The sequence below is a fragment of the Leifsonia xyli subsp. cynodontis genome, from assembly GCF_050632205.1.
In the GTDB taxonomy this organism is placed as follows: domain Bacteria; phylum Actinomycetota; class Actinomycetes; order Actinomycetales; family Microbacteriaceae; genus Leifsonia; species Leifsonia xyli_D.
The window spans coordinates 1,747,693-1,768,516 of sequence record NZ_CP192578.1 but is presented as its reverse complement, the minus strand read 5'-3'; the positions used below and the strand labels follow the sequence as shown (position 1 = coordinate 1,768,516).

The 20,824-nt window shown below is 71.2% G+C and carries 15 protein-coding genes and 1 pseudogene; 10 read left to right on the top strand and 6 right to left on the bottom strand.

Features of this window, described 5'->3' with window-relative positions; translation table 11 throughout:
• Positions 1 to 20: 20 nt before the first annotated feature.
• Complete coding sequence (locus ACQ86M_RS08730) at positions 21 to 647, bottom strand: PH domain-containing protein (protein ID WP_431247750.1); 627 nt, start codon at positions 645 to 647, stop codon at positions 21 to 23.
• 49 nt (positions 648 to 696) lie between these two features.
• On the opposite strand from ACQ86M_RS08730, the gene ACQ86M_RS08725 reads away from it, so the two are divergent.
• The 3 genes from ACQ86M_RS08725 to ACQ86M_RS08715 all read left to right on the top strand — a co-directional run bounded on the left by ACQ86M_RS08725 (position 697) and on the right by ACQ86M_RS08715 (position 5,282).
• Positions 697 to 2,559 carry an ABC transporter ATP-binding protein gene (locus ACQ86M_RS08725; protein WP_431247749.1) on the top strand — a complete coding sequence of 621 codons (1,863 nt, stop codon included), beginning with the start codon at positions 697 to 699 and terminating at the stop codon, positions 2,557 to 2,559.
• A 110-nt stretch (positions 2,560 to 2,669) separates the two neighbouring features.
• Entirely contained in the window at positions 2,670 to 4,595 is a 1,926-nt protein-coding gene (gene typA / locus ACQ86M_RS08720) for a translational GTPase TypA (RefSeq protein WP_431247748.1), read from the top strand.
• 216 nt (positions 4,596 to 4,811) lie between these two features.
• The gene (locus tag ACQ86M_RS08715; RefSeq protein ID WP_431247747.1) at positions 4,812 to 5,282 is read left to right on the top strand and encodes a hypothetical protein; all 471 of its coding nucleotides are present in this window, start codon (positions 4,812 to 4,814) and stop codon (positions 5,280 to 5,282) included.
• Positions 5,283 to 5,289: 7 nt separating this feature from the next.
• Here ACQ86M_RS08715 and efeB read toward each other — a convergent pair whose 3' ends face one another.
• Genes efeB through efeU form a run of 3 tightly spaced genes read right to left on the bottom strand, consistent with a single transcriptional unit; the run spans position 5,290 to position 8,702 of the window.
• Positions 5,290 to 6,609, bottom strand: coding sequence for an iron uptake transporter deferrochelatase/peroxidase subunit (gene efeB, locus ACQ86M_RS08710; protein ID WP_431247746.1), 1,320 nt, complete (start codon positions 6,607 to 6,609; stop codon positions 5,290 to 5,292).
• A 4-nt stretch (positions 6,610 to 6,613) separates the two neighbouring features.
• Complete coding sequence (efeO, locus tag ACQ86M_RS08705; protein ID WP_431247745.1) at positions 6,614 to 7,795, bottom strand: iron uptake system protein EfeO; 1,182 nt, start codon at positions 7,793 to 7,795, stop codon at positions 6,614 to 6,616.
• Between the two features lie 43 nt (positions 7,796 to 7,838).
• A complete protein-coding gene (gene efeU / locus ACQ86M_RS08700; protein ID WP_431218327.1) occupies positions 7,839 to 8,702 on the bottom strand; it encodes an iron uptake transporter permease EfeU in 864 nt (287 codons plus the stop codon).
• A gap of 98 nt (positions 8,703 to 8,800) precedes the next feature.
• On the opposite strand from efeU, the gene ACQ86M_RS08695 reads away from it, so the two are divergent.
• The 4 genes from ACQ86M_RS08695 to ACQ86M_RS08680 all read left to right on the top strand — a co-directional run bounded on the left by ACQ86M_RS08695 (position 8,801) and on the right by ACQ86M_RS08680 (position 12,161).
• Positions 8,801 to 9,199, top strand: a complete 399-nt coding sequence (locus ACQ86M_RS08695; protein WP_431218326.1) for a hypothetical protein — start codon at positions 8,801 to 8,803, stop codon at positions 9,197 to 9,199.
• A 34-nt stretch (positions 9,200 to 9,233) separates the two neighbouring features.
• A complete protein-coding gene (fdxA, locus tag ACQ86M_RS08690) occupies positions 9,234 to 9,554 on the top strand; it encodes a ferredoxin (RefSeq protein ID WP_121261659.1) in 321 nt (106 codons plus the stop codon).
• 12 nt (positions 9,555 to 9,566) lie between these two features.
• Positions 9,567 to 10,685, top strand: a complete 1,119-nt coding sequence (gene dapC, locus ACQ86M_RS08685) for a succinyldiaminopimelate transaminase (protein WP_431247744.1) — start codon at positions 9,567 to 9,569, stop codon at positions 10,683 to 10,685.
• 147 nt (positions 10,686 to 10,832) lie between these two features.
• Positions 10,833 to 12,161 (top strand): citrate synthase, encoded by a 1,329-nt coding sequence (locus ACQ86M_RS08680; protein ID WP_431218324.1) that lies wholly within the window; start codon positions 10,833 to 10,835, stop codon positions 12,159 to 12,161.
• Between the two features lie 137 nt (positions 12,162 to 12,298).
• Here ACQ86M_RS08680 and ACQ86M_RS08675 read toward each other — a convergent pair whose 3' ends face one another.
• Positions 12,299 to 14,860, bottom strand: coding sequence for a penicillin acylase family protein (locus ACQ86M_RS08675; RefSeq protein WP_431247869.1), 2,562 nt, complete (start codon positions 14,858 to 14,860; stop codon positions 12,299 to 12,301).
• A gap of 229 nt (positions 14,861 to 15,089) precedes the next feature.
• Positions 15,090 to 15,842 (bottom strand): SACE_7040 family transcriptional regulator, encoded by a 753-nt coding sequence (locus tag ACQ86M_RS08670; protein ID WP_431247743.1) that lies wholly within the window; start codon positions 15,840 to 15,842, stop codon positions 15,090 to 15,092.
• Between ACQ86M_RS08670 and ACQ86M_RS08665 the strand changes: the two genes are divergently transcribed.
• The 3 genes and pseudogenes from ACQ86M_RS08665 (at position 15,841) to ACQ86M_RS08655 (ending at position 20,810) form a co-directional block, all read left to right on the top strand.
• Entirely contained in the window at positions 15,841 to 17,448 is a 1,608-nt protein-coding gene (locus tag ACQ86M_RS08665; protein WP_431247742.1) for a carboxyl transferase domain-containing protein, read from the top strand. The genes ACQ86M_RS08670 and ACQ86M_RS08665 overlap by 2 nt on opposite strands.
• Positions 17,445 to 19,569, top strand: a pseudogene (locus ACQ86M_RS08660) (acetyl/propionyl/methylcrotonyl-CoA carboxylase subunit alpha). The gene ACQ86M_RS08665 and the pseudogene ACQ86M_RS08660 overlap by 4 nt, the downstream one beginning before the upstream one ends.
• A gap of 35 nt (positions 19,570 to 19,604) precedes the next feature.
• Positions 19,605 to 20,810, top strand: coding sequence for an acyl-CoA dehydrogenase family protein (locus ACQ86M_RS08655; protein WP_431247741.1), 1,206 nt, complete (start codon positions 19,605 to 19,607; stop codon positions 20,808 to 20,810).
• Positions 20,811 to 20,824: the final 14 nt, after the last annotated feature.

Below are 20,824 nucleotides of genomic sequence, written 5' to 3'. Positions count from 1 at the left end.
CCGTGCTGCTCCCGGCCGTCTCAGGCCAGGAGCAGCGCGGCGACGGTGCCCGCCACGAGCAGCACCAGCACGGCGAGCGATGCGTAGTGCGGGCGCACCGCGACGGGCGTCTCGTCCGCGCGTCCGGTCTCGATGGCGCCGGAGTCCTGCAGCGCCGTCCAGCGTCGGCGCACCACCTCGGCGGCGGCGCCCGACTCGGTCGACAGCAGGTCGCCGGGGCGGCGCAGGCTCTGCTCGACGCTCGGCCGGCCGACGCGTCCGCGGGTCTCCTGACGGGTCGCGCGCAGCGTGCGGGTCGTGCCGGGAGCGGGTGCGGCCCAGACCGGGAACTTGCGGCCCGGCGTGTACAGCGTCAGCGCGTACTTGGTGTCGACGGCGATCAGCGCCTCCCACGGGATGTGCGCGCTCAGCGTCACGTTGACCACCTCGATGCCGTCGTCGCCGACCGTGAGGCTCGGGCGCCACAGCATCGCCCAGGCGACGAAGGCGAACAGCACCAGCGGCACGATGTACAGCAGCCGGGCGTCGTGGACGCTCACCAGCAGGCCGAGGGTCAGCGCGGCGGCAGCCGCCCAGACCAGCACGGCAAGGACCCGGTTGAACCGGGACACGAAAACCTCGCGTTCGGCGGGGGAGACGTAGGGCATGGCTCCATGCTCTCATCCCCCCGGAACGCCCCCGAAAGGAACCAGTGACATGACCGAGACCAGCACGGCTCGGACGACGACCGCGACCGGCGGTCCCGTCCTCGAGGTGAACGGCCTCTCCGTCGACTTCGGTGTGGACGGCGTGTGGGTGCCCGCCGCGAAGAATCTCGACTACCGGATCCGCGCGGGCGAGGTGCTCGCCATCGTGGGCGAGTCCGGCTCGGGCAAGAGCGCGAGCTCGATGGCGATCCTCGACCTGCTGCCGAAGAACTCGCGCGTGCAGGGCTCGATCAAGCTGGACGGCCGCGAGCTGACCGGCCTCAGCCAGCCGCAGATGCGCCGGGTGCGCGGCCGCCAGGTCGCCGTCATCTTCCAGGAGCCGATGACGGCGCTGAACCCCGTCTACACGGTGGGCTCGCAGATCGTCGAGACGCTCCGCATCCACTTCGGGATGTCGCCGCACGAGGCCAAGGAGCGCGCGCTCGAGCTGCTCGCCATGGTCGAGCTGCCCGATCCGAAGAAGGCGTACAACTCCTACCCGCACCAGCTCTCGGGCGGTCAGCGGCAGCGCGCCATGATCGCGCAGTCGATCTCGTGCGACCCGAAGCTGCTGATTGCCGACGAGCCGACCACCGCGCTCGACGTGACCGTGCAGGCCGAGATCCTGGAGCTGCTGCGCAGCCTCCGCGACCGGCTCGACAGCGCCATCCTGCTGATCACCCACGACATGGGCGTCGTCGCCGACCTGGCCGACAACATCGTGGTCATGCGCAAGGGCGACATCGTCGAGTCGGGAACGGTGAAGGACGTCTTCAGCAACCCGCAGCACCCGTACACGATCGCCCTGCTCGACGCCGTGCCCCACCTGGGGCAGCGTGGGGACGAGGAGATCGACACCACGGCCGCCCTCGCCGCCGGCACGGAGAACCCCGACGCCGCGTTCGCCGAGCGCATCCGGGCCAACGAGCGCGCCGCGCAGGCGGAGCACGAGAAGGCCGAGATGGACAAGCGGCCGGTCGTCGTCGACTTCCGGAACGTCGCGATCGAGTACCCGAAGCACGGACGCGTCCCCGCGTTCCGCGCGGCGAGCGACATCGACCTGAAGATCCACGAGGGCGAGGTCGTCGGCCTGGTGGGCGAGTCGGGCTCGGGCAAGACCACGCTCGGCCGCGCCGCGATCGGACTGCTGCCCATCCACTCCGGCCAGCTGGTGGTGGCCGGGCAGGACATCAGCAAGCCCAGCCGCGACGAGATCCGCAAGCTGCACCGCAACGTCGGCATCGTGTTCCAGGACCCGTCGTCGTCGCTGAACCCGCGCCTCCAGATCTCCGACTCGATCGGCGAGCCGCTGCGCCTCGCTAAAGGGCTGAAGGGCGCCGACCTCTCCAAGGAGGTCGACCGCCTGCTCGACAGCGTCGAGCTGCCGCGCGCGTACCGCAGCCGGTTCCCGCACGAGCTCTCCGGCGGCCAGAAGCAGCGCGTGGGCATCGCCCGCGCCCTGTCGCTGAAGCCGCAGGTGCTGATCGCCGACGAGCCGACGAGCGCGCTCGACGTGTCGGTGCAGGCCCGTGTGCTGGAGCTGATGCAGACGCTCCAGAAGGAGATGAACTTCGCCTGCCTGTTCATCACCCACGACCTGGCCGTCATCGACGTGCTCGCCGACCGCATCGCGGTCATGCACCACGGCCGCCTGGTCGAGGTCGGCACGCGGGATGAGATCCTCCGCTACCCGAAGGAGCCGTACACGCAGCGCCTGCTCGCCGCGGTGCCGCTCCCGGACCCGGAGCAGCAGCGCGCGCGCCGCGCCCTGCGCCTGGAGCTGCTCGCCGCGGGCGCGGACGAGACCGGGGCGATCCCGGCGGTCCCGCAGGAGCCGCAGCAGCCCGAGCCTCCGGTCGCCCAGGGGCTGTAGCGCGGGGTTCTTCAGCGCTCGCTGACAGCGGACACAGGAGAAGGGGAGCGGATCCGCGATAGGATGGACCGTTCCCCTTCTTCCTTCTGACGAGAGTCGAGTCTTCACGCATGTCCGAGAACGCCGTCGCCCGCCGCGATGATCTGCGCAATGTCGCGATCGTCGCCCACGTCGACCACGGCAAGACCACGCTGGTCGACGCCATGCTGAAGCAGACGAACTCCTTCGACGCGCACGCCCATGTCGAGGAGCGCGCGATGGACTCCAACGAGCTCGAGCGCGAGAAGGGCATCACGATCCTCGCCAAGAACACGGCGATCTCGTACAAGGGCAAGCACGCCCCGAACGGCCCGATCACCATCAACGTGATCGACACCCCCGGCCACGCCGACTTCGGCGGCGAGGTCGAGCGCGGCCTCTCCATGGTCGACGGCGTCGTGCTGCTGGTGGATGCGTCCGAGGGCCCGCTGCCGCAGACCCGCTTCGTGCTCCGCAAGGCGCTGCAGGCGAAGCTCCCCGTCATCCTCGTCGTCAACAAGACCGACCGCGGCGACGCCCGCATCGAGGAGGTCGTCGGCGAGAGCCAGGACCTGCTGCTCGGCCTGGCCAGCGACCTGTCCGACGACGTGCCCGACCTCGACCTCGACGCCGTGCTCGACGTGCCGGTCGTCTACGCGTCCGGCCGTGCCGGAGCCGCGAGCCGCACCCAGCCGGCGAACGGCGAGCTGCCCGACAACGACGACCTCGAGCCGCTGTTCCAGGCGATCCTCGAGCACATCCCGGCGCCGACCTACGACCCCGAGGCGCCTCTGCAGGCGCACGTCACCAACCTCGACGCCTCGCCGTTCCTCGGCCGCCTCGCCCTGCTCCGCATCTTCAACGGCACGCTGAAGAAGGGCCAGACGGTCGCGTGGGTGCGCCACGACGGCGACGTGCACAACGTCCGCGTCACCGAGCTGCTCATGACGAAGGCGCTCGACCGCTACCCGGCCGAGTCGGGCGGCCCGGGCGATATCGTCGCCGTCGCCGGCTTCGCCGACATCATGATCGGCGACACGCTGGCCGACCCGGAGGACGTGCGTCCGCTCCCCGCCATCCACGTCGACGAGCCCGCGATCTCGATGACCATCGGCACCAACACCTCCCCGCTCGTCGGCAAGGTCAAGGGCCACAAGCTCACCGCCCGCATGGTGAAGGACCGCCTCGACCGCGAGCTCATCGGCAACGTGTCGCTCCGTGTGCTCGACATCGGCCGTCCGGACGCGTGGGAGGTGCAGGGCCGCGGCGAGCTGGCGCTGGCCATCCTGGTCGAGCAGATGCGCCGCGAGGGCTACGAGCTGACCGTCGGCAAGCCGCAGGTGGTCACCAAGAAGGTCGACGGCAAGACCCACGAGCCGTACGAGCACCTGACGATCGACGCCCCCGAGGAGTACCTCGGCGCGATCACGCAGCTGCTCGCGGCCCGCAAGGGACGCATGGAGAACATGTCGAACCACGGCACCGGCTGGGTCCGCATGGAGTTCATCGTGCCGTCGCGCGGCCTGATCGGCTTCCGCACCGAGTTCCTCACCACCACACGCGGCACCGGCATCGCGAACGCGATCTTCCACGGCTACGACGAGTGGGCGGGCCAGATCGTCACGCGCAGCAACGGCTCCATCGTGGCCGACCGCGCCGGTGTCGTGACCCCGTTCGCGATCATCGCCCTGCAGGAGCGTATGACCTTCTTCGTCAACCCGACGGAGGAGGTCTACGAGGGCATGGTGATCGGCGAGAACTCGCGCGCCGACGACATGGACGTGAACATCACCAAAGAGAAGAAGCTCACCAACATGCGCTCCTCCACGGCCGACACGTTCGAGTCGATGACCCCGTCGCGTCAGCTCACGCTGGAGGAGTCGCTCGAGTTCGCCCGCGACGACGAATGCGTCGAGGTGACCCCGGAGGCCGTGCGCATCCGCAAGGTCGAGCTGGATGCGACCGCCCGCGGCCGCGCCGCCGCCCGCCTCAAGCGTCAGGACGCCGCCGCCGTCTGATCGCTGCGCCGCTCCAACGCCGAAACGCCGCCTCCCCCACGCGAGGCGGCGTTTCGCGCTTCTGCGAGCGCCAGCTCAGGAGATTCGGCCGTCTGCGCGCCGAATCTCCCGCACGACTGCCAATCGAAGGAGATTCGGCACCGATTCTCCGACGTAAGCGTCGGCGGCTCAGAAGGGTGCTGTCGGCGGCAGGGCCGCATCCGCGACAATGGACGCATGAACCGCAGCCGCCTCCTCGCCCTCCCGCTCGCCGCCGCCCTGCTGCTCGGCGCGACGCCCGCGCTGGCCGGCTGCAGCTTCCAGGGCGTCGTGAAGGACGTCTCCGGCGGCAACGTCGACATCGGCGGCGCGAAGGTGCCCTCCGACTTCCCGAAGGAGGTCCCGCTCGCCAGCGGAGACGTCGTGTTCGGCGCCGGACTCGGCTCCGGCGAGGACAAGGTCTGGAACGTCACCGTCAAGGTCGACGGCGCCGACTCCTACACCGCGATCCAGAAGCAGCTGACCGACGCCGGCTTCAGCGGCGAGTTCGGCGCGCAGGGGCCGAACGGGGGAGGCACGGGCACCTTCAGCAACGGAACCTACGGCGTGCTGGTGGTCGTGACGGATGCGGGCAGCAACGGCTGGGTCGCGAACTACTCGGTCTCGAAGGGGAAGGCGCCCAGCCCGACGCCGACCGCGGGCTCCTGACCGGCGCTCAGGCGAACAGGCCGGCGCCGATGTACGAGCCGTCGCGCGCGCCCGGCGGCACGGCGAACACGCCCGACCCGACGTGGCGCAGGTACTCGTTCATCAGGTCGTGGCTCGCCAGCCGCTGCTGGATCGGGATGAACTGCGTGCGCGGGTCCCGCTGGAGCGCGATGAAGAACAGCCCCGCGTTGAGCCGTCCCAGTTCGTCGTTGCCGTCCACGAAGTTGTAGCCGCGGCGCAGCAGCTGGGCCCCGCCGTTCATGGTGGGATGCGCGAGCCGCACGTGCGAGTCGGGGTCGATCTTCGTGCCGCCGTCCTTCGCCAGCGCGAGGAAGTTCGGCGCGGTGAACTCGGTCCCGCCCGACAGGGGCGCGCCCTCGCCCTTGTCGCGGCCGACGATGCGCTCCTGCTCGCCGAGCTGCTGCCGGTCCCAGGTCTCGATGACCATGCGGATCTTGCGGGCGACCAGGTACGAGCCGCCGTGCATCCACCCGGCGCCGTCGTCGCCCGCCGCCCAGACCTGGTCCTCGACCACGGACTGGTCCTCCGACTTGATGTTCGCCGTGCCGTCCTTGAAGCCGAACAGGTTGCGCGGTGTCGCCTGGGCGCGCGAGGTGGAGGAGGTGCGCCCGAAGCCGAGCTGCGACCAGCGGATGGCGGCGCGGCCGAACGCGATGCGCGACAGGTTGCGGATGGCGTGCACGGCGACCTGCGGATCGTCGCTGCAGGCCTGCACGCAGAGGTCGCCGCCGCTGATCGCATCCGCCAGCGCGTCGCCGGGGAACCGGGGGAGGTCGACTAGCGCCTGCGGCCGGCGCGCGGCGATGCCGAAGCGGTCGACTCCGTCGGCGGTGCGGAACAGGCTCGGCCCGAAGCCGAAGGTCAGCGTCAGTCCGCCCGGCGGCAGGTCGAGCGCCTCGCCGGTGTCGTCCGGCGGCGCGTCGGAGGGGCCGGAGGCCGGTCCGTACTTACCGGCGGGGCGGCCCTGCGTCATACGCGCGGCCGCGAGCGTCCAGTCCCGCAGCAGTTCGACCAGGCCGTCGCGGTCGAGCCCGTCGGCGGTGTCGAACGCGGCGAAGTGGAGGCGGTCCTGCGCGGGCGTGGTGATGCCGGCCTGGTGGGCGCCGTAGAACGGATACGTCGTGGAGGCGGGGGCGGTGGCGCCGAGCACCGCGCGGTCGGCCGCCACACCGGCGCCGATACCCACGACGCCGGCGCCGACCGCTGCGCCGGCCAGCCCGAGCATCCCACGGCGGGAAAGGCCGGGACGGTCGCCGGCGCCGGCATCGGGTGCGGGACGTTCCGCGTCCTCGGGGCGATTCGTCACGGCGCTACTTGACGATGATCGAGGTCAGCCGGCTGAGCGGCTCGCTCAGCGCGTTGACCTGGTCGGAGAGCTCCTTCACCTGCCCGGTGCCGAGCTCGGTGTAGCTCACGAAGCCGTCGCCGGAACGGTACGTCGCGAGGGTCGCCGCGACGGCCGCGAACTCGGCGTCGAGTTTGGCGACCACGGCCTTGCCGCTGCTTCCCTTGCTCACCGCGATGTCGCGGACGACGCCGTAGGCGACCCGCGCGCCCTCGAGGTTCGCCTGGAAGTCCTGCAGGTCGGTGTGCGAGAAGGTCTCCTCCTCGCCGGTGATCTTCGACCCGGCGACCTCCTCCATCAGGCCGATGGCGCCGTTGGAGATCTGGTCGATGGTGAGCGCGAAGTCCTTCGCGTGCACCAGGTCGTACAGCTTCTGGGTGTCGGCGACGAGCTTGTCGGCGAGCGTCGTGCGGGTGGCCGCGTCGGCGCGCGTGTACCCGGCGGGAGCCCAGAGGTCCTTCTCGATGCGGTGCCAGCCGGTCCAGTCCTGGCCGTCGGCGAGGTCCGCTTCGCGCAGGTCGAGCGCGGGGTCGAGGTCGCCGAACTGCTCGGCGGTGGGCTCGATCCGCTCGTAGTACGACCGGGCCGACGCGTACTGGGCGCGGGCCGCGGCGTCGTCGCCGCCGGCGTAGGCAGCAGCGAACGACTTCGTGGCGGTGAGCAGGGCGCCCGCCTGGTCCTTCACGTAGCCCTCGTAGTTGCCGACCGCCTGCGCGACCTGCTTGTTGCCGCTCTGGGACGCGGCCGCGCCCGAACCGGCCTTCACGGTGAAGGCGGCGACGTTCGTCGGCTGGCCGACCATCCCCTTGCGGCACGCCGAGAAGTACGAGCCCTCGGCGAGCTGCACGACGTAGTTCACGGTGGTCCCGGGGCCGATGTTCTCCTTCTCGCCGACGATGCGCAGCTTGTCGGTCGCCAGCAGCTCGAACTCGTTCACGTCCTGGCCGTCGTTGGTGACCTGGAAGGTGATCGGTCCGGCCTTCGCGGTGTCCGTCGACAGGGTGCAGGTCGTGTCGGTCAGTGACACGGCGATGGCCTCGTCGGTGGCGGCGGCCTTGTTGGGCACGCAGCCCGTCAGTGCGACGGCGAGGGCGGCTGCGCCGGCGAAGGAGCCTGCGGCGGCAGCGAGCGGACGGAGTCGGGGCATGGCTGTGCTGTGCTTTCTGGGTCGGGTGGAGCGACGGGTCGGGTCAGGACGCGATGGGCGCGTGCGGGGCGGCGGCCGTCGCGCTCGGCTTCGTGGCCGCGGGACGCCCCGAGGCGCGGTGCTGGCGCACGTAGAAGAACCCGACGACGGCGAGGTAGGCGACCCACGCCACGACCTGCAGCCAGGTCGGCGACGGGTTGAAGTTGAGGATGCCCGCGGCGAGCGTGCCGTACCAGCTGGAGGAGGGGATGGCGCCGCTGATGTTGTAGGCGTGCGCGCCGTCGGGGATGAGGCCCGCCTCCTGCAGGTCGCCCAGCCCGTACGCGAACACGCCGGCCGCGACGAGGATGAGGAACGCGCCGGTCCAGGTGAAGAACACGCCGAGGTTGATCTTCACCATGCCGCGGTACAGCAGGAAGCCGAGGACGGCGGCGGTGGCGAGACCCAGCAGGGCGCCGGCGGCCGGCTCCCACGTGCCGCCGGTGCTGGCGACCGTGGCCCAGACGAACAGCGACGTCTCGATGCCCTCGCGGCCCACGCTGAGCATGGCCAGCAGGATGACGCCCCAGCCCGCGCCCACCAGTGCGGAGTCCAGGCGGTTGTGCAGGGTGGACTTCATGGTGCGGGCGGTCTTGCCCATCCAGAACACCATCCAGGTCACGAACCCGACGGCGACCAGCGACAGCGTGCCGCCGAGGATCTCCTGCGCCTCGAAGCTCATGCCGTAGGGGCCCCAGGTGAGCGCCGCCCCGATCCCGAGCGGGATGACGAGGGCGATGCCGACGCCGATCCAGAGCTTCGAGAGCACGTCGTTGCGGCCCACCTTCACCACGTAGGCGATGAGGATGGTGACGATGAGGGCCATCTCGAGGCCTTCGCGGAGGCCGATCAGATAGTTCGCGAGCACAGGGGACCTTGTCGAGGTTCGGGGATGAGGTTGGTAAGGCTAACCTTACCCATCGAGCGTATGACAGGACCCTGAAAGAGTCCAGCTAGGATTCGAGAATGCTCAGCCGGATCGTCAGCGCCGTCCTGCTCGTGCTCACGGGAGCCGTGTTCGGCGCGATCGGAACGATCGCCCACCAGAGCTCGGTGACCTGGGGCATCCCGATCCCGCTCGGGCTGATCGGCTCGCTGCTGGCCTTCGCCGCCCTCCTCGTCGGTCTCCGGCTGCTCGGGCACAGCCGTCTTCCTGCGCTGCTCGCCGCCCTCGGGGCGATCGCCGTCATCCTGCTGTTCACGCAGGAGAGCGCGGGCGGGTCGGTGCTCATCCCGAACAACCTCGCCGGGCAGGTCTGGCTGGTGGGGCCCATCCTCATCGCCGCCATCGCGATCGCGTGGCCCGACGTGCGCGGGCGCCGCGACGACGGCGGGCGCCCTCCCGTGCGCGACGGCATAAGCTAGAGGGACAGCTCCACGTGAAGGGATCCGATCCACTGTGACCTATGTCATCGCTCTCCCGTGCGTCGATGTGAAGGACAGGGCCTGTATCGACGAGTGCCCCGTCGACTGCATCTACGAGGGCGAACGGTCGCTGTACATCCACCCCGACGAGTGCGTCGACTGCGGCGCCTGCGAGCCGGTCTGCCCGGTCGAGGCGATCTACTACGAGGACGACCTGCCCGAGGAGTGGAAGGACTACTACCGCGCGAACGTGGAGTTCTTCGACGACATCGGCTCGCCGGGCGGAGCCTCGAAGGTCGGCGTGATCCAGAAGGACCACCCGGTCATCGCCGCGCTGCCCCCGCAGGCCCACTGAGCACCGCCCGCCGTGGCCCTGCAGGAGCTCCCCGACTACCCGTGGGACATGATGGCGCCGTACGCCGAGCGCGCTCGGTCGCACGCTGACGGCATCGTCGACCTGTCGATCGGCTCGCCGGTCGACGCGACGCCCGACCTCGTCCGGGATGCGCTCGCGCACGCGACGGACGCGCACGCCTACCCGCAGACGATCGGCACGCCGGCGCTGCGTGAGGCGATCGTGCGCTGGTTCGAGCGGCGGCGGGGTGTGACCGGCCTGACCGTCGAGAACGTGCTGCCGACCATCGGCTCCAAGGAGCTGGTGGCGCTGCTGCCGTTCATGCTCGGCCTGGGGGAGGGCGACGTCGTCGTGCACCCGCGCGCGGCCTACCCGACCTACGCGATCGGCGCCGCCATCGCCGGCGCGACCGCCATGGCCAGCGACGATCCGGCGGAGTGGCCGGAGGGCACCCGCCTCGTCTGGCTGAACTCGCCCGGCAACCCGGACGGGCGCATCCTGTCGGTCGGCGAGCTGCGCGCCGCCGTCGCGCGGGCCCGCGAACTGGGCGCCTACCTGGCGAGCGACGAGTGCTACGCCGAGCTGGGCTGGGACGCGCCGTGGGATGCGGAGCGCGTGCCGAGCATCCTCGACCCGCGCGTCATCGGCGAGGACCGCACCGACGTGCTCGCCGTCTACTCGCTGAGCAAGCAGTCGAATCTCGCCGGCTACCGGGCGGCGTTCGTCGCCGGCTGCCGCACGGTCGTCTCCCGCCTCACCAACGTCCGCAAGCACGCCGGCCTCATGCTGCCCGCGCCGCTGCAGGCCGCGATGGTGGCAGCCCTCGGCGACGACGCCCACGTCGAGGCGCAGAAGGAGCGGTACCGTGCCCGGCGTGAGACCCTCAAGCCGGCGCTCGAGGCGGCCGGCTTCCGCATCGACTGCAGCGAGGGCGGGCTGTACCTCTGGGCGACCGAGGGACGCGACGCCTGGGAGAGCATCGGGCGGCTCGCCGACCTGGGCATCCTGGCCGGCCCCGGGCACTTCTACGGCATCCACTACCCGGAGCATGTGCGGCTGTCGCTGACGGCGACGGACGAGCGTGTGGATGCGGCCGCGGCCCGGCTGCGCAGCTTTGGAGACTCCCTCTAACCGAACGACCGGGGCTTTGCCCGATGCGACAGTTGCCGCTCGGGTTCGTTAGGCTGTACCGGCAGGGGGTCGTTCAGCCGACGGCACTGTGCAGCGCTGCCATGACCGGCGCGCAGGTTTTCCCACCCAATCCCACCAGGAGGCGTTGTGAGCGGACTCGGCACCGAGAGCACTGGCACCGAGAAGGCGGCGGCCGAGAGCGAGCTGGCCACGGCCTCGCTGACCTTCCCCGGTGGTCGCGCCGAGTTCCCGATCCGGCCGAGCGTCGACGGAGCCTCGAGCATCGACTTCTCGTCGCTCACCAAGCAGACCGGGCTGACCAGCCTCGACTACGGCTTCGTCAACACCGCGGCCACGCGCTCCTCCATCACGTACATCGACGGTGAGCAGGGCATCCTGCGCTACCGCGGCTACCCGATCGAGCAGCTGGCCGAGCACTCGACCTTCCTCGAGGTGGCGTGGCTGCTCATCCACGGCGAGCTGCCGTCGAAGACCGAGCTCGCCGACTTCGACGAGCGCATCCGCCGCCACACGCTTCTGCACGAGGATCTGCGCCGCTTCTTCGACGCGCTGCCCCACGACGCGCACCCGATGTCGGTGCTGTCGAGCGCCGTCTCGGCCCTGTCCACCTTCTACCAGGACTCGCTGAGTGTCTCCGACCCCGAGCAGGTCGAGCTCTCGACCATCCGCCTCCTCGCGAAGCTGCCCGTGATCGCGGCCTACGCCCACAAGAAGAGCCTCGGCCAGGCGTTCCTCTACCCGGACAACTCGCTGAGCTTCGTGGACAACTTCCTGCGTCTCAACTTCGGGACCCTCGCCGAGCCGTACGAGGTGAACCCGGTGCTGTCGCGCGCGCTGGAGCGCCTGCTGATCCTGCACGAGGACCACGAGCAGAACGCCTCCACCTCGACCGTCCGCCTGGTCGGGTCGACGCAGGCGAACCTGTTCGCATCCGTCTCGGCCGGCATCAACGCGCTCTACGGCCCGCTGCACGGCGGCGCGAACGAGGCGGTGCTGCAGATGCTCGCGGGCATCCGCGACTCGGGCGAGAGCGTGCAGAAGTTCGTGGAGCGGGTGAAGAACAAGGAGTCGGGCGTCAAGCTCATGGGCTTCGGTCACCGCGTCTACAAGAACTTCGACCCGCGCGCCAAGCTCGTGAAGCAGTCCGCCGACGAGGTGCTCGAGGCGCTGGGCGTGCACGACCCGCTGCTCGACATCGCGAAGGAGCTGGAGGAGGTCGCGCTCGCCGACCAGTACTTCATCGACCGCAAGCTGTACCCGAACGTCGACTTCTACACAGGCGTCATCTACAAGGCGATGGGCTTCCCGACGCGGATGTTCACCGTGCTCTTCGCGATCGGGCGCCTGCCGGGCTGGATCGCGCACTGGCGCGAGATGAACCTCGACCCGCAGACGAAGATCGGCCGTCCGCAGCAGCTGTACGTCGGCTCGCCCGAGCGCGACCTCGGCCGCTGACGCCCTCCGGCCGGCCCGGCCCGGCCCCGTCCCGTCCCGCTCCGCTCCTCTTCCGCCGAGTGGTGACATGACGTCGCAACTCGGCCCGGATTCGAGCAACGAGTCACCACTCGACGGCGTCCGCCTCCGCGACGGCGTCAGCGCCCGGTCGGACGCAGGGTGAGGGTCTGGGCCGCTGCCGCCCGCACGGCGGCGGCCGAGAACGGCCAGGGCCGCGTCCTCCCGGTCGCCCAGAGGTCCGTCTGATCGGTGTAGTGCGCGTCGAACGCGTGCCCCGACGCCCCCGTCAGGTTGACCCAGGTGCTCCTGTCGAGGTCGGCGAGGTCGACGACCATCCGCATCGACGGCACGCGGGTGACCGCGTAGCCGGCCCGCGCATCCCAGCCAGTCGCATCCACGACGCTGGAGCCGCCGCCGACAGGCCGCGGCCCTCGGTTCAGCAGCCACTCGATGGGAGGGACGCCCGATCCGCCGAGGCTCGCGTTCTTCAGCGTGAGCGTGTGGAGGCGGTCCCAGCGCCACGACGCCGGGTCGCCGCCGAGCAGGTGCCGCGTCTCGCCCCAGGCGCGGTCCGCCGCGTACGCGATCATCGAGTCCCGGTCGGTCGTGCCGAGCGCGGAGTCGGCCCACCACGACGCATCGGGTTGCGACAGCAGCGACCGCACGACGGTGAACCAGCGGTCGCCGCCGGTCGGAGCCGTCGCGGCCGGGAGCTTGCGGGCGAACATGTCGTGCAGCAGCTCCCGCCAGAACACCGCGAAGTATGCGGCCTGCGCGCTGTCCGCATCGTCCCGGTAGTCCCAGTCCTCGAGCAGCCGCCCCGCCTGCTGCAGGTCGGTGCTCGCGGCCGGTTTCGCCGCGACCTCGCGCAGCACGGGCACGAGGCTCGCCGCGTTGGCGTCGTAGGTGTCCGACTGGATGGCCGACATGTCCGCCGCGGTCACTTTGCGTCCGTCGGCGAACAGCCTGGCCAGCCGCAGCTCGATCTGGTTCGCCCGGTAGCCCTGGTCCCAATCCGCGGTGATGAGCGCCGGAAATCCCGGGCCGACCGCCGCATTGTTCGCCGTGACGATGTAGCCCGCGGGCGGATCGAACACCGAAGGCAGATGGTCGAACGGGATCGTGCCCGTCCAGCCGTACCGGCTCGTCCATCCCGGAACCGGCGTCGTTCCGTCACCGGCCGCCCGCACCGGGATGAGCCCCGGCGCCTGGTAGCCGATGTGCCCGTCCACGTCCGCGTAGACGAGGTTCTGCGACGGCACCTGGAACTGCTGCGCCGCCGCCCGGAACGACGGCCAGTCGCGGGCGGCGTCGAAGGCGAAGATCGCGTTCGCCGTGGTGCCGGGCGTCAGCGCCGTCCAGGCGAGGGAGAGCTGGAACTGCGGCGCGGGCACGCCGAGCTTGCCGGCCTGGTCCTTGGCGATGACGGCGTACGCGTCACCGATGTCGGTGACGATCGGCCCGTGCCGCGTCGAGCGGACGGTGATGGTGACATCCGCACCGCCGGCGACGTGGATGCGCTCGGTGCGCTTGATGAGCGGCACCTGCGTGCCGTCGTACTCGTACGTGTCGCCGGTGACCTTCTCGACGAACAGGTCGGCGACATCCGGGCCGAGGTTCGTGAAGCCCCAGGAGATCCGGTCGTTGTGCCCGATGATGATGCCCGGGAATCCGGAGAAGCTGAAGCCGGCCACGTCGAACGGGCACGTCTGCCCGACGGCCCGGCAGTGCAGCCCCATCTGGTACCAGACCGACGGCAGCACGGGGCCGAGGTGCGGATCGTTCGCGAGCAGCGGCTTGCCGCTCGCGGTGTGCGATCCGGCCACCACCCAGGAGTTGGATCCGATGCCGTCGCCGGCCGGGCCCATCATCCGGGGGAGCGCGTCGACGCGAGCGGCCACCTGCCGCAGTTGCGACGCGTATTCGGCCGGCTGGAGGCGCGCACCGGCGGCTGACGCGGCATCCGCCGTCGAGGCCACGGCGCCCGGGTCGACGTCGGGCGTCGCCGCGCGCGGGTCGCCGCCACCCTGATCCGTGATGGTCGGATGCGCGGTGTACGGGTAACCGGGATGCAGCTCGGCGACCTGCTCCGGCTTCAGCTTGGTGGCGAGCAGCGCCCGGTCGATCTCCTCCTCGAGGTTGGAGCGGAGGTCCCACGCCATCGCCTTCAGCCATGCCACCGAGTCGGCGGGCGTCCACGGCTCGGGCGTGTAGCCGGGGTTCTGGAGGCCCAGGATCGCGTATTCGAGCGACAGTTCGGCGCCCGAGTGGGCCGCGAGGTACGCGTTCACGCCTTCCGCGTAGTCCTGGTAGTACCGGAGGGAGGTGGCGTCGAGCCGCTTCACCTCCTCCTCGGCGACCGTGCGCCAGCCCAGAGTGCGGATGAACGTGTCGGTCGGCACCTGGCTCGCGCCGAACATCTCCGAGAGCCGCCCGGCGGTGACGTGCCGCCGGAAGTCCATCTCCCAGAACCGGTCCTGCGCGTGCACGAACCCCTGCGCGCGGAAGAGGTCGTCGGCGGTGGACGCCTCGAGCTGCGGGATGCCGGCCGAGTCGCGGTACACCGTCACGGGCTTGGTGAGCCCCGGCACGTCGACGGTCCCGGACGTCTGCGGGAACGACCGCGTGATCGTCCACACCCCGACGCCGCCCGCGATCACCACGAGCACGAGCAGCACGGCGAGCACGACGCCGATCACCCGCAAGACCCGGTGGTGCCGTCTCAGTCGGGGGTGTCGTCGCCCACGTCGCTCCTTCGTCGGGGAGGCTGCCGCCTTCCCTCGGACTGTAGCCCATCCGGGTGACGCCACGGCCGGGGATGCGACCTCCGCCCTGGCGCGGCTGGGGCCCACGCGCGCCGTCGAGTGGTGAGTCGTGGCTCGAATCCGGGCCGAGTTGCGACGTCTTGTCACCACTCGGCGGGAGGGGTCAGCGCGTGGTCAGCGCCGACCAGGCCATCCGCTCGAGCACGGGGCGGACGGCGTCGGCGGCGACCTGCGCCGTGCCGATCCGGGCGCTGTGCGGCGTGGAGTTGAGGAGGCCGAACGTGCCCTGCACCCGCACCCGCAGCTCGTCGTCGGCGAGGGCGGGCTGCAGCTGGCCGAGCACGCGCATCCATACCTCCACGTAGCGGCGCTGCAGGCGGCGCACCTGGCGCCGGGCGGCGTCGCCGAGGGCGTCGAGATCGCGATCCTGCACGCGGATGGTGTCCGGCTCGCCCAGCGCGAAGTCGATGTGGAAGGCGATCAGCCCCCGGAGGGCGGCATCCGGGTCCGGCTCGGCGTCGGCGACCTCCTCGCCGCCTTCGAGCAGGCGCTCGCTGACGCCGACGAGCAGCGCTTCGAGCACGGCCTGCTTGGACGGGAAGTGCCGGTAGACGGCGGGCCCGCTGACGCCCACGGCCGCGCCGAGGTCTTCGATCGAGACGCCGTTGAAGCCGCGCTCGGCGAACATCCCCGCGGCGGCGTCGAGCAGCGCCGCGCGGCGGTCGGCCTTGGCCTGACTGCGCTGCGTCGGGCGCTCCGGTGGAGCGGCGGGGGAGCGGCGGGCTCGAGCTGGGTCATCGTCCTCGATGGTTATGGCCGGCGTCGTCGGACGCTGGACTTTTCGGTTAATGAACACTAACCTAAAAACCGAGTTAGTAACCACTAACCCACTGTCGATGACGACACGGAGCAGCATGCCGACCCTGATCAGCGAGGCGTCCGCGACGGACGCCCGGTTCGAGCAGAACGACGCCGCCCAGCGCGAACTCGTGGCCGACCTGCGACGGCGGCTCGCCACGGCCGCGGCCGGAGGGCCCGAGCGGGCACGCGAACGCCACGTCGCCCGCGGCAAGCTCCTGCCGCGCGAGCGGATCGACGCCCTCCTCGACGAGGGCAGCCCCTTCCTCGAACTGGCCCCGCTCGCCGCGACCGGGATGTACGACGACGAGAGCCCCGCCGCGGGCGTCATCGCCGGCATCGGCCTGGTCGCCGGGCGCCACGTGATGGTCGTCTGCAACGACGCGACAGTCAAGGGCGGCACGTACTATCCGATGACGGTCAAGAAGCACCTGCGGGCGCAGGAGGTCGCGCTCGAGAACCGCCTCCCCTGCATCTACCTGGTCGACTCGGGCGGCGCGTTCCTGCCGATGCAGGACGAGGTCTTCCCCGACCGCGACCACTTCGGCCGCATCTTCTACAACCAGGCCCGGCTGTCGGCCGCGAAGATCCCGCAGATCGCGGCCGTGCTCGGCTCGTGCACCGCGGGCGGCGCCTACGTGCCGGCGATGAGCGACGAGACCGTGATCGTGCGCAACCAGGGCACGATCTTCCTCGGCGGTCCGCCCCTGGTGAAGGCCGCGATCGGCGAGGTCGTCACGGCCGAGGAGCTCGGCGGCGGCGACCTGCACGCCCGCACCTCCGGCGTCGTGGACCATCTCGCCGAGGACGACGAGCACGCGCTGGCGATCGTGCGCGACATCGTCGCGACCCTCCCGCCGCCGCTGTCACCCGCGTGGCCGGTGCTCCCGGCGGAGGACCCCGCCGCCGAGCCCGCCGAGCTGTACGGCGTGGTCCCGGTCGATGTTCAGGCGCCCTACGACGTGCACGAGGTGATCGCGCGGCTGGTCGACGGCAGCACGTTCGAGGAGTTCAAGCCCGAGTACGGCACGACGCTGGTGACCGGCTTCGCGCGCATCCACGGCCACCCGGTCGGCATCGTCGCCAACAACGGCGTGCTGTTCAGCGAGTCGGCCCTGAAGGGCGCGCACTTCATCGAGCTGTGCGACCAGCGCGGCATCCCGCTGCTGTTCCTGCAGAACATCTCCGGCTTCATGGTCGGCCGGGACTACGAGGCCGGCGGCATCGCCAAGAACGGCGCCAAGATGGTCACCGCCGTCGCGACCACCCGCGTGCCGAAGCTGACCGTGGTGATCGGCGGATCCTTCGGCGCGGGCAACTACTCCATGTGCGGCCGGGCGTACTCGCCCCGCTTCCTGTGGATGTGGCCCGCCGCCCGCATCTCGGTGATGGGCGGCCAGCAGGCGTCCAGCGTGCTGGCGACGGTCAAGCGCGACCAGCTCGAGGCACGCGGCGAGGAGTGGCCCGCCGACGAGGAGGCCGCCTTCCGCGCCCCCATCGCCGCGCAGTACGAGGAGCAGGGCAACCCGTACTACTCGACCGCCCGGCTCTGGGACGACGGCGTGATCGACCCCGCCGAGACGCGGACCGTGCTCGGCCTCGCCCTCGACGTCGTCTCCCGCTCGCCGCTCCCCGACACCGCCTTCGGGCTCTTCCGGATGTGATCCCCGTGCCCTCCAGCGCCTCCACCGTCCCCTTCCGCACCGTGCTGGTCGCCAATCGCGGCGAGATCGCGTGCCGCGTCATCCACACGCTGAAGCGCCTCGGCATCCGCTCGGTCGCCGTCTACAGCGACGCCGACCGGGATGCGCCGCACGTGGCGCTCGCCGACACCGCCGTGCGCCTCGGGCCGGCGCCCGCGCGCGAGAGCTACCTGAGCGTCGACGCGATCGTGGAGGCGGCACGGCGCAGCGGCGCAGAGGCCGTGCATCCGGGCTACGGCTTCCTGTCCGAGAACCCGGCGCTCGCCGAGGCGTGCGCCCGAGCGGGCATCGTCTTCGTCGGGCCCGGAGTGCACGCGCTCGAGGTCATGGGCGACAAGATCACGGCGAAGCACGCCGTCGCCGAGTACGACGTCCCGACGATCCCGGGCATCGCCGAACCGGGTCTGAGCGACGACGACCTGATCGCTGCGGCCGTCGACATCGGCTTCCCCGCGCTCGTGAAGCCCTCCGCGGGCGGCGGCGGCAAGGGGATGCAGGCCGTGCGCACCGCGGACGAGCTGCCCGAGGCCCTCCGCGCGGCCCGCCGGGTGGCCGCGGCCGCGTTCGGCGACGACACGCTGTTCCTGGAGCGGCTGGTGGCCTCCCTCGGCACATCGAGGTGCAGGTGCTGGCCGACCGCCACGGCGGGATCGTCCACCTGGGCGAGCGCGAGTGCTCCCTGCAGCGCCGGCACCAGAAGGTCATCGAGGAGGCGCCTTCGCCGCTGCTGGACGCCGCCACGCGCGAGCGCATCGGCGCCGCCGCCTGCCGGGTCGCCGCGAGCGTGGGGTACGAGGGGGCCGGAACGGTCGAGTTCCTCGTCTCCGCCGACGCGCCGGACGAGTTCTTCTTCATGGAGATGAACACCCGGCTGCAGGTCGAGCATCCGGTCACCGAACTCGTCACCGGCCTGGACCTGGTGGAGCAGCAGCTGCGGATCGCCGCCGGGGAGCCTCTGGCGTTCGGCCAGGCCGACGTGCGACTGCGCGGCCACGCGGTCGAGGCGCGCGTCTACGCCGAGGACCCGGAGCGCGGATTCCTGCCGGCGGCCGGTCACGTGCTCGCGCTGCGCGAGCCGGCCGGCGAGGGCATCCGCGTCGACAGCGGACTGGCCGCGGGCATCCCGATCGTGACCGACTACGACCCGATGCTCTCGAAGGTGATCGCGTGGGGCGAGGACCGGTCCGAGGCGCTGGCGCGGCTCCGCGCCGCGCTCGCCGGCACGAGCATCCTCGGGGCCGTCTCGAACATCGCGTGGCTGGCCGAGCTGGTCTCCGACGACGATGTTCTGGCCGGCCGGATGGACACCACCCTCATCGACCGCCGCTTCTCGGAGGCGGTGCCCGAGCCCGCGACGCCGGAGGAGCTGGTCGCCGCGGGGCTGCTCGCGCACGCCGACCGGGCGCACCGACCGCAGGCGACCGTCTCGCCGCTGTGGGCGGACCCGAGCGGATGGCGGCTCGGCCGCGCCCGTCCGGTGCGCTATGAGGTCGACGGCACGACGGTGACGGTGAGCGGCACGGCCGACGATGCGCAGGTGGCGGTGGAGGAGGACGCACCCCGCCGCGCTGCGCTGCGTCTCCGTGAGCCGGCGCGGCCGGGGAGCCCGCCGTCGCCCTGCTCGAGCTGGACGGCCGCACGATCCGTTACGACACCGCGCGCGACGGCTCGACCGTGTGGCTGGCGCGCGAGGGGCGGGCGCGCCCGCTGCGCCTGCGCGACCGGGCCGAGCGCCTGGCCACGCGACTGGCCGCCCTCGACCGCGGCGACGCGGCCGCGCATCCCGAACTCCGCTCGCCGATGCCGGGGACCGTCGTCGCCGTGCCGGTCGAGGCCGGGGCGCGGGTGGACGCCGGCGACACGGTCGTGATCGTCGAGGCGATGAAGATGGAGCACCGCCTGGTCGCCCCCGTCGCCGGGACCGTGACCGTGCACGTCGCCGCGGGCGACCTCGTGCGGCTCGACCAACTGGTCGCCCGCGTCGACGCGGACGACGCGGACGACGCATCCACCCCCTCCACCGATGTACCGCCCGAGCAGGCGGACGCGGCGCCGGCACCACCGGCCGCCGCCCAGCGATAGGCCCCACGAGAGCCAGGAACGAAAGACAGGAACCCATGACCATGCAGATGGACCGGCCGGCCGACACCGGCGTCACCGGCTTCGAGCTCACCGACGAGCAGCGCAGCCTGCGCGACGAGGTGCGCGAGTTCGCCGACACCGTCGTCGCGCCCGCCGCGTACGAGTACGACACGAAGCGCAGCCTGCCCTACGACATCATCGCCGAGATGGGGCGGATGGGCCTGTTCGGCCTCCCGTTCCCGGTCGAGTACGGCGGCCAGGGCAAGGACTACCTCTCGCTGTGCCTCGCGGTCGAGGAGCTGGGACGCGTGGACCAGTCCATCGGCGTCACGCTCGAGGCCGGCGTCGGTCTCGGCGCCATGCCGATCTACCGGAGCGGCAGCGAGGAGCAGAAGCAGCAGTGGCTGCCGATGCTCGCGCGCGGCGAGGCGCTGGCCGGGTTCGGGCTCACGGAGGCGGACGCGGGTTCGGACGCCTCGGGCACCAAGACGACCGCCGAGCTCCGCGACGGGGAGTGGGTGATCAACGGCTCCAAGCAGTTCATCACCAACTCCGGGTCGGACATCACCAAGCTCGTGACGATCACCGCGGTGACGGGTGAGTCGACCCGGCCCGACGGCTCCGTCAAGAAGGAGCTGTCGGCGATCATCGTCCCGACCGGGACGCCCGGCTTCGTCGCCGAGCCCGTCTACGACAAGGTCGGCTGGCACACCTCCGACACGCACCCGCTCACGCTGACCGACGTGCACGTACCCGAGGCGAACCTGCTCGGCGAGCGCGGCCGCGGCTACGCCAACTTCGTCGAGACGCTCGACGAGGGCCGCGTCGCCTTCGCCGCCCTCTGCACGGGTGCGGCGCAGGGCTGCCTGGAGGAGGCCATCCGCTACTCCCAGAGCCGGAACGTCTTCGGCCGGCCGATCGGCTCCAACCAGTACATCGCCTTCAAGATCGCCCGGATGCAGGCCCGGGTGCACACCGCGCGCCTCGCCTACTACGACGCGTGCTTCAAGCTGATGGCGGGCAAGCCGTTCAAGCTGGAGGCCTCGATCGCGAAGCTGGTCTGCAGCGAGGCCGCGATGGACAACGCGCGCGACGCGACGCAGATCTTCGGCGGCTACGGGTTCCTCAACGAGAACCCGGTCGCGCGGCACTACCGCGACTCGAAGATCCTGGAGATCGGCGAGGGCACCAGCGAAGTGCAGCTCATGGTGATCTCGCGGCAGCTGGGCTTCAGCGCCTAGCCTGAACCCCGAGC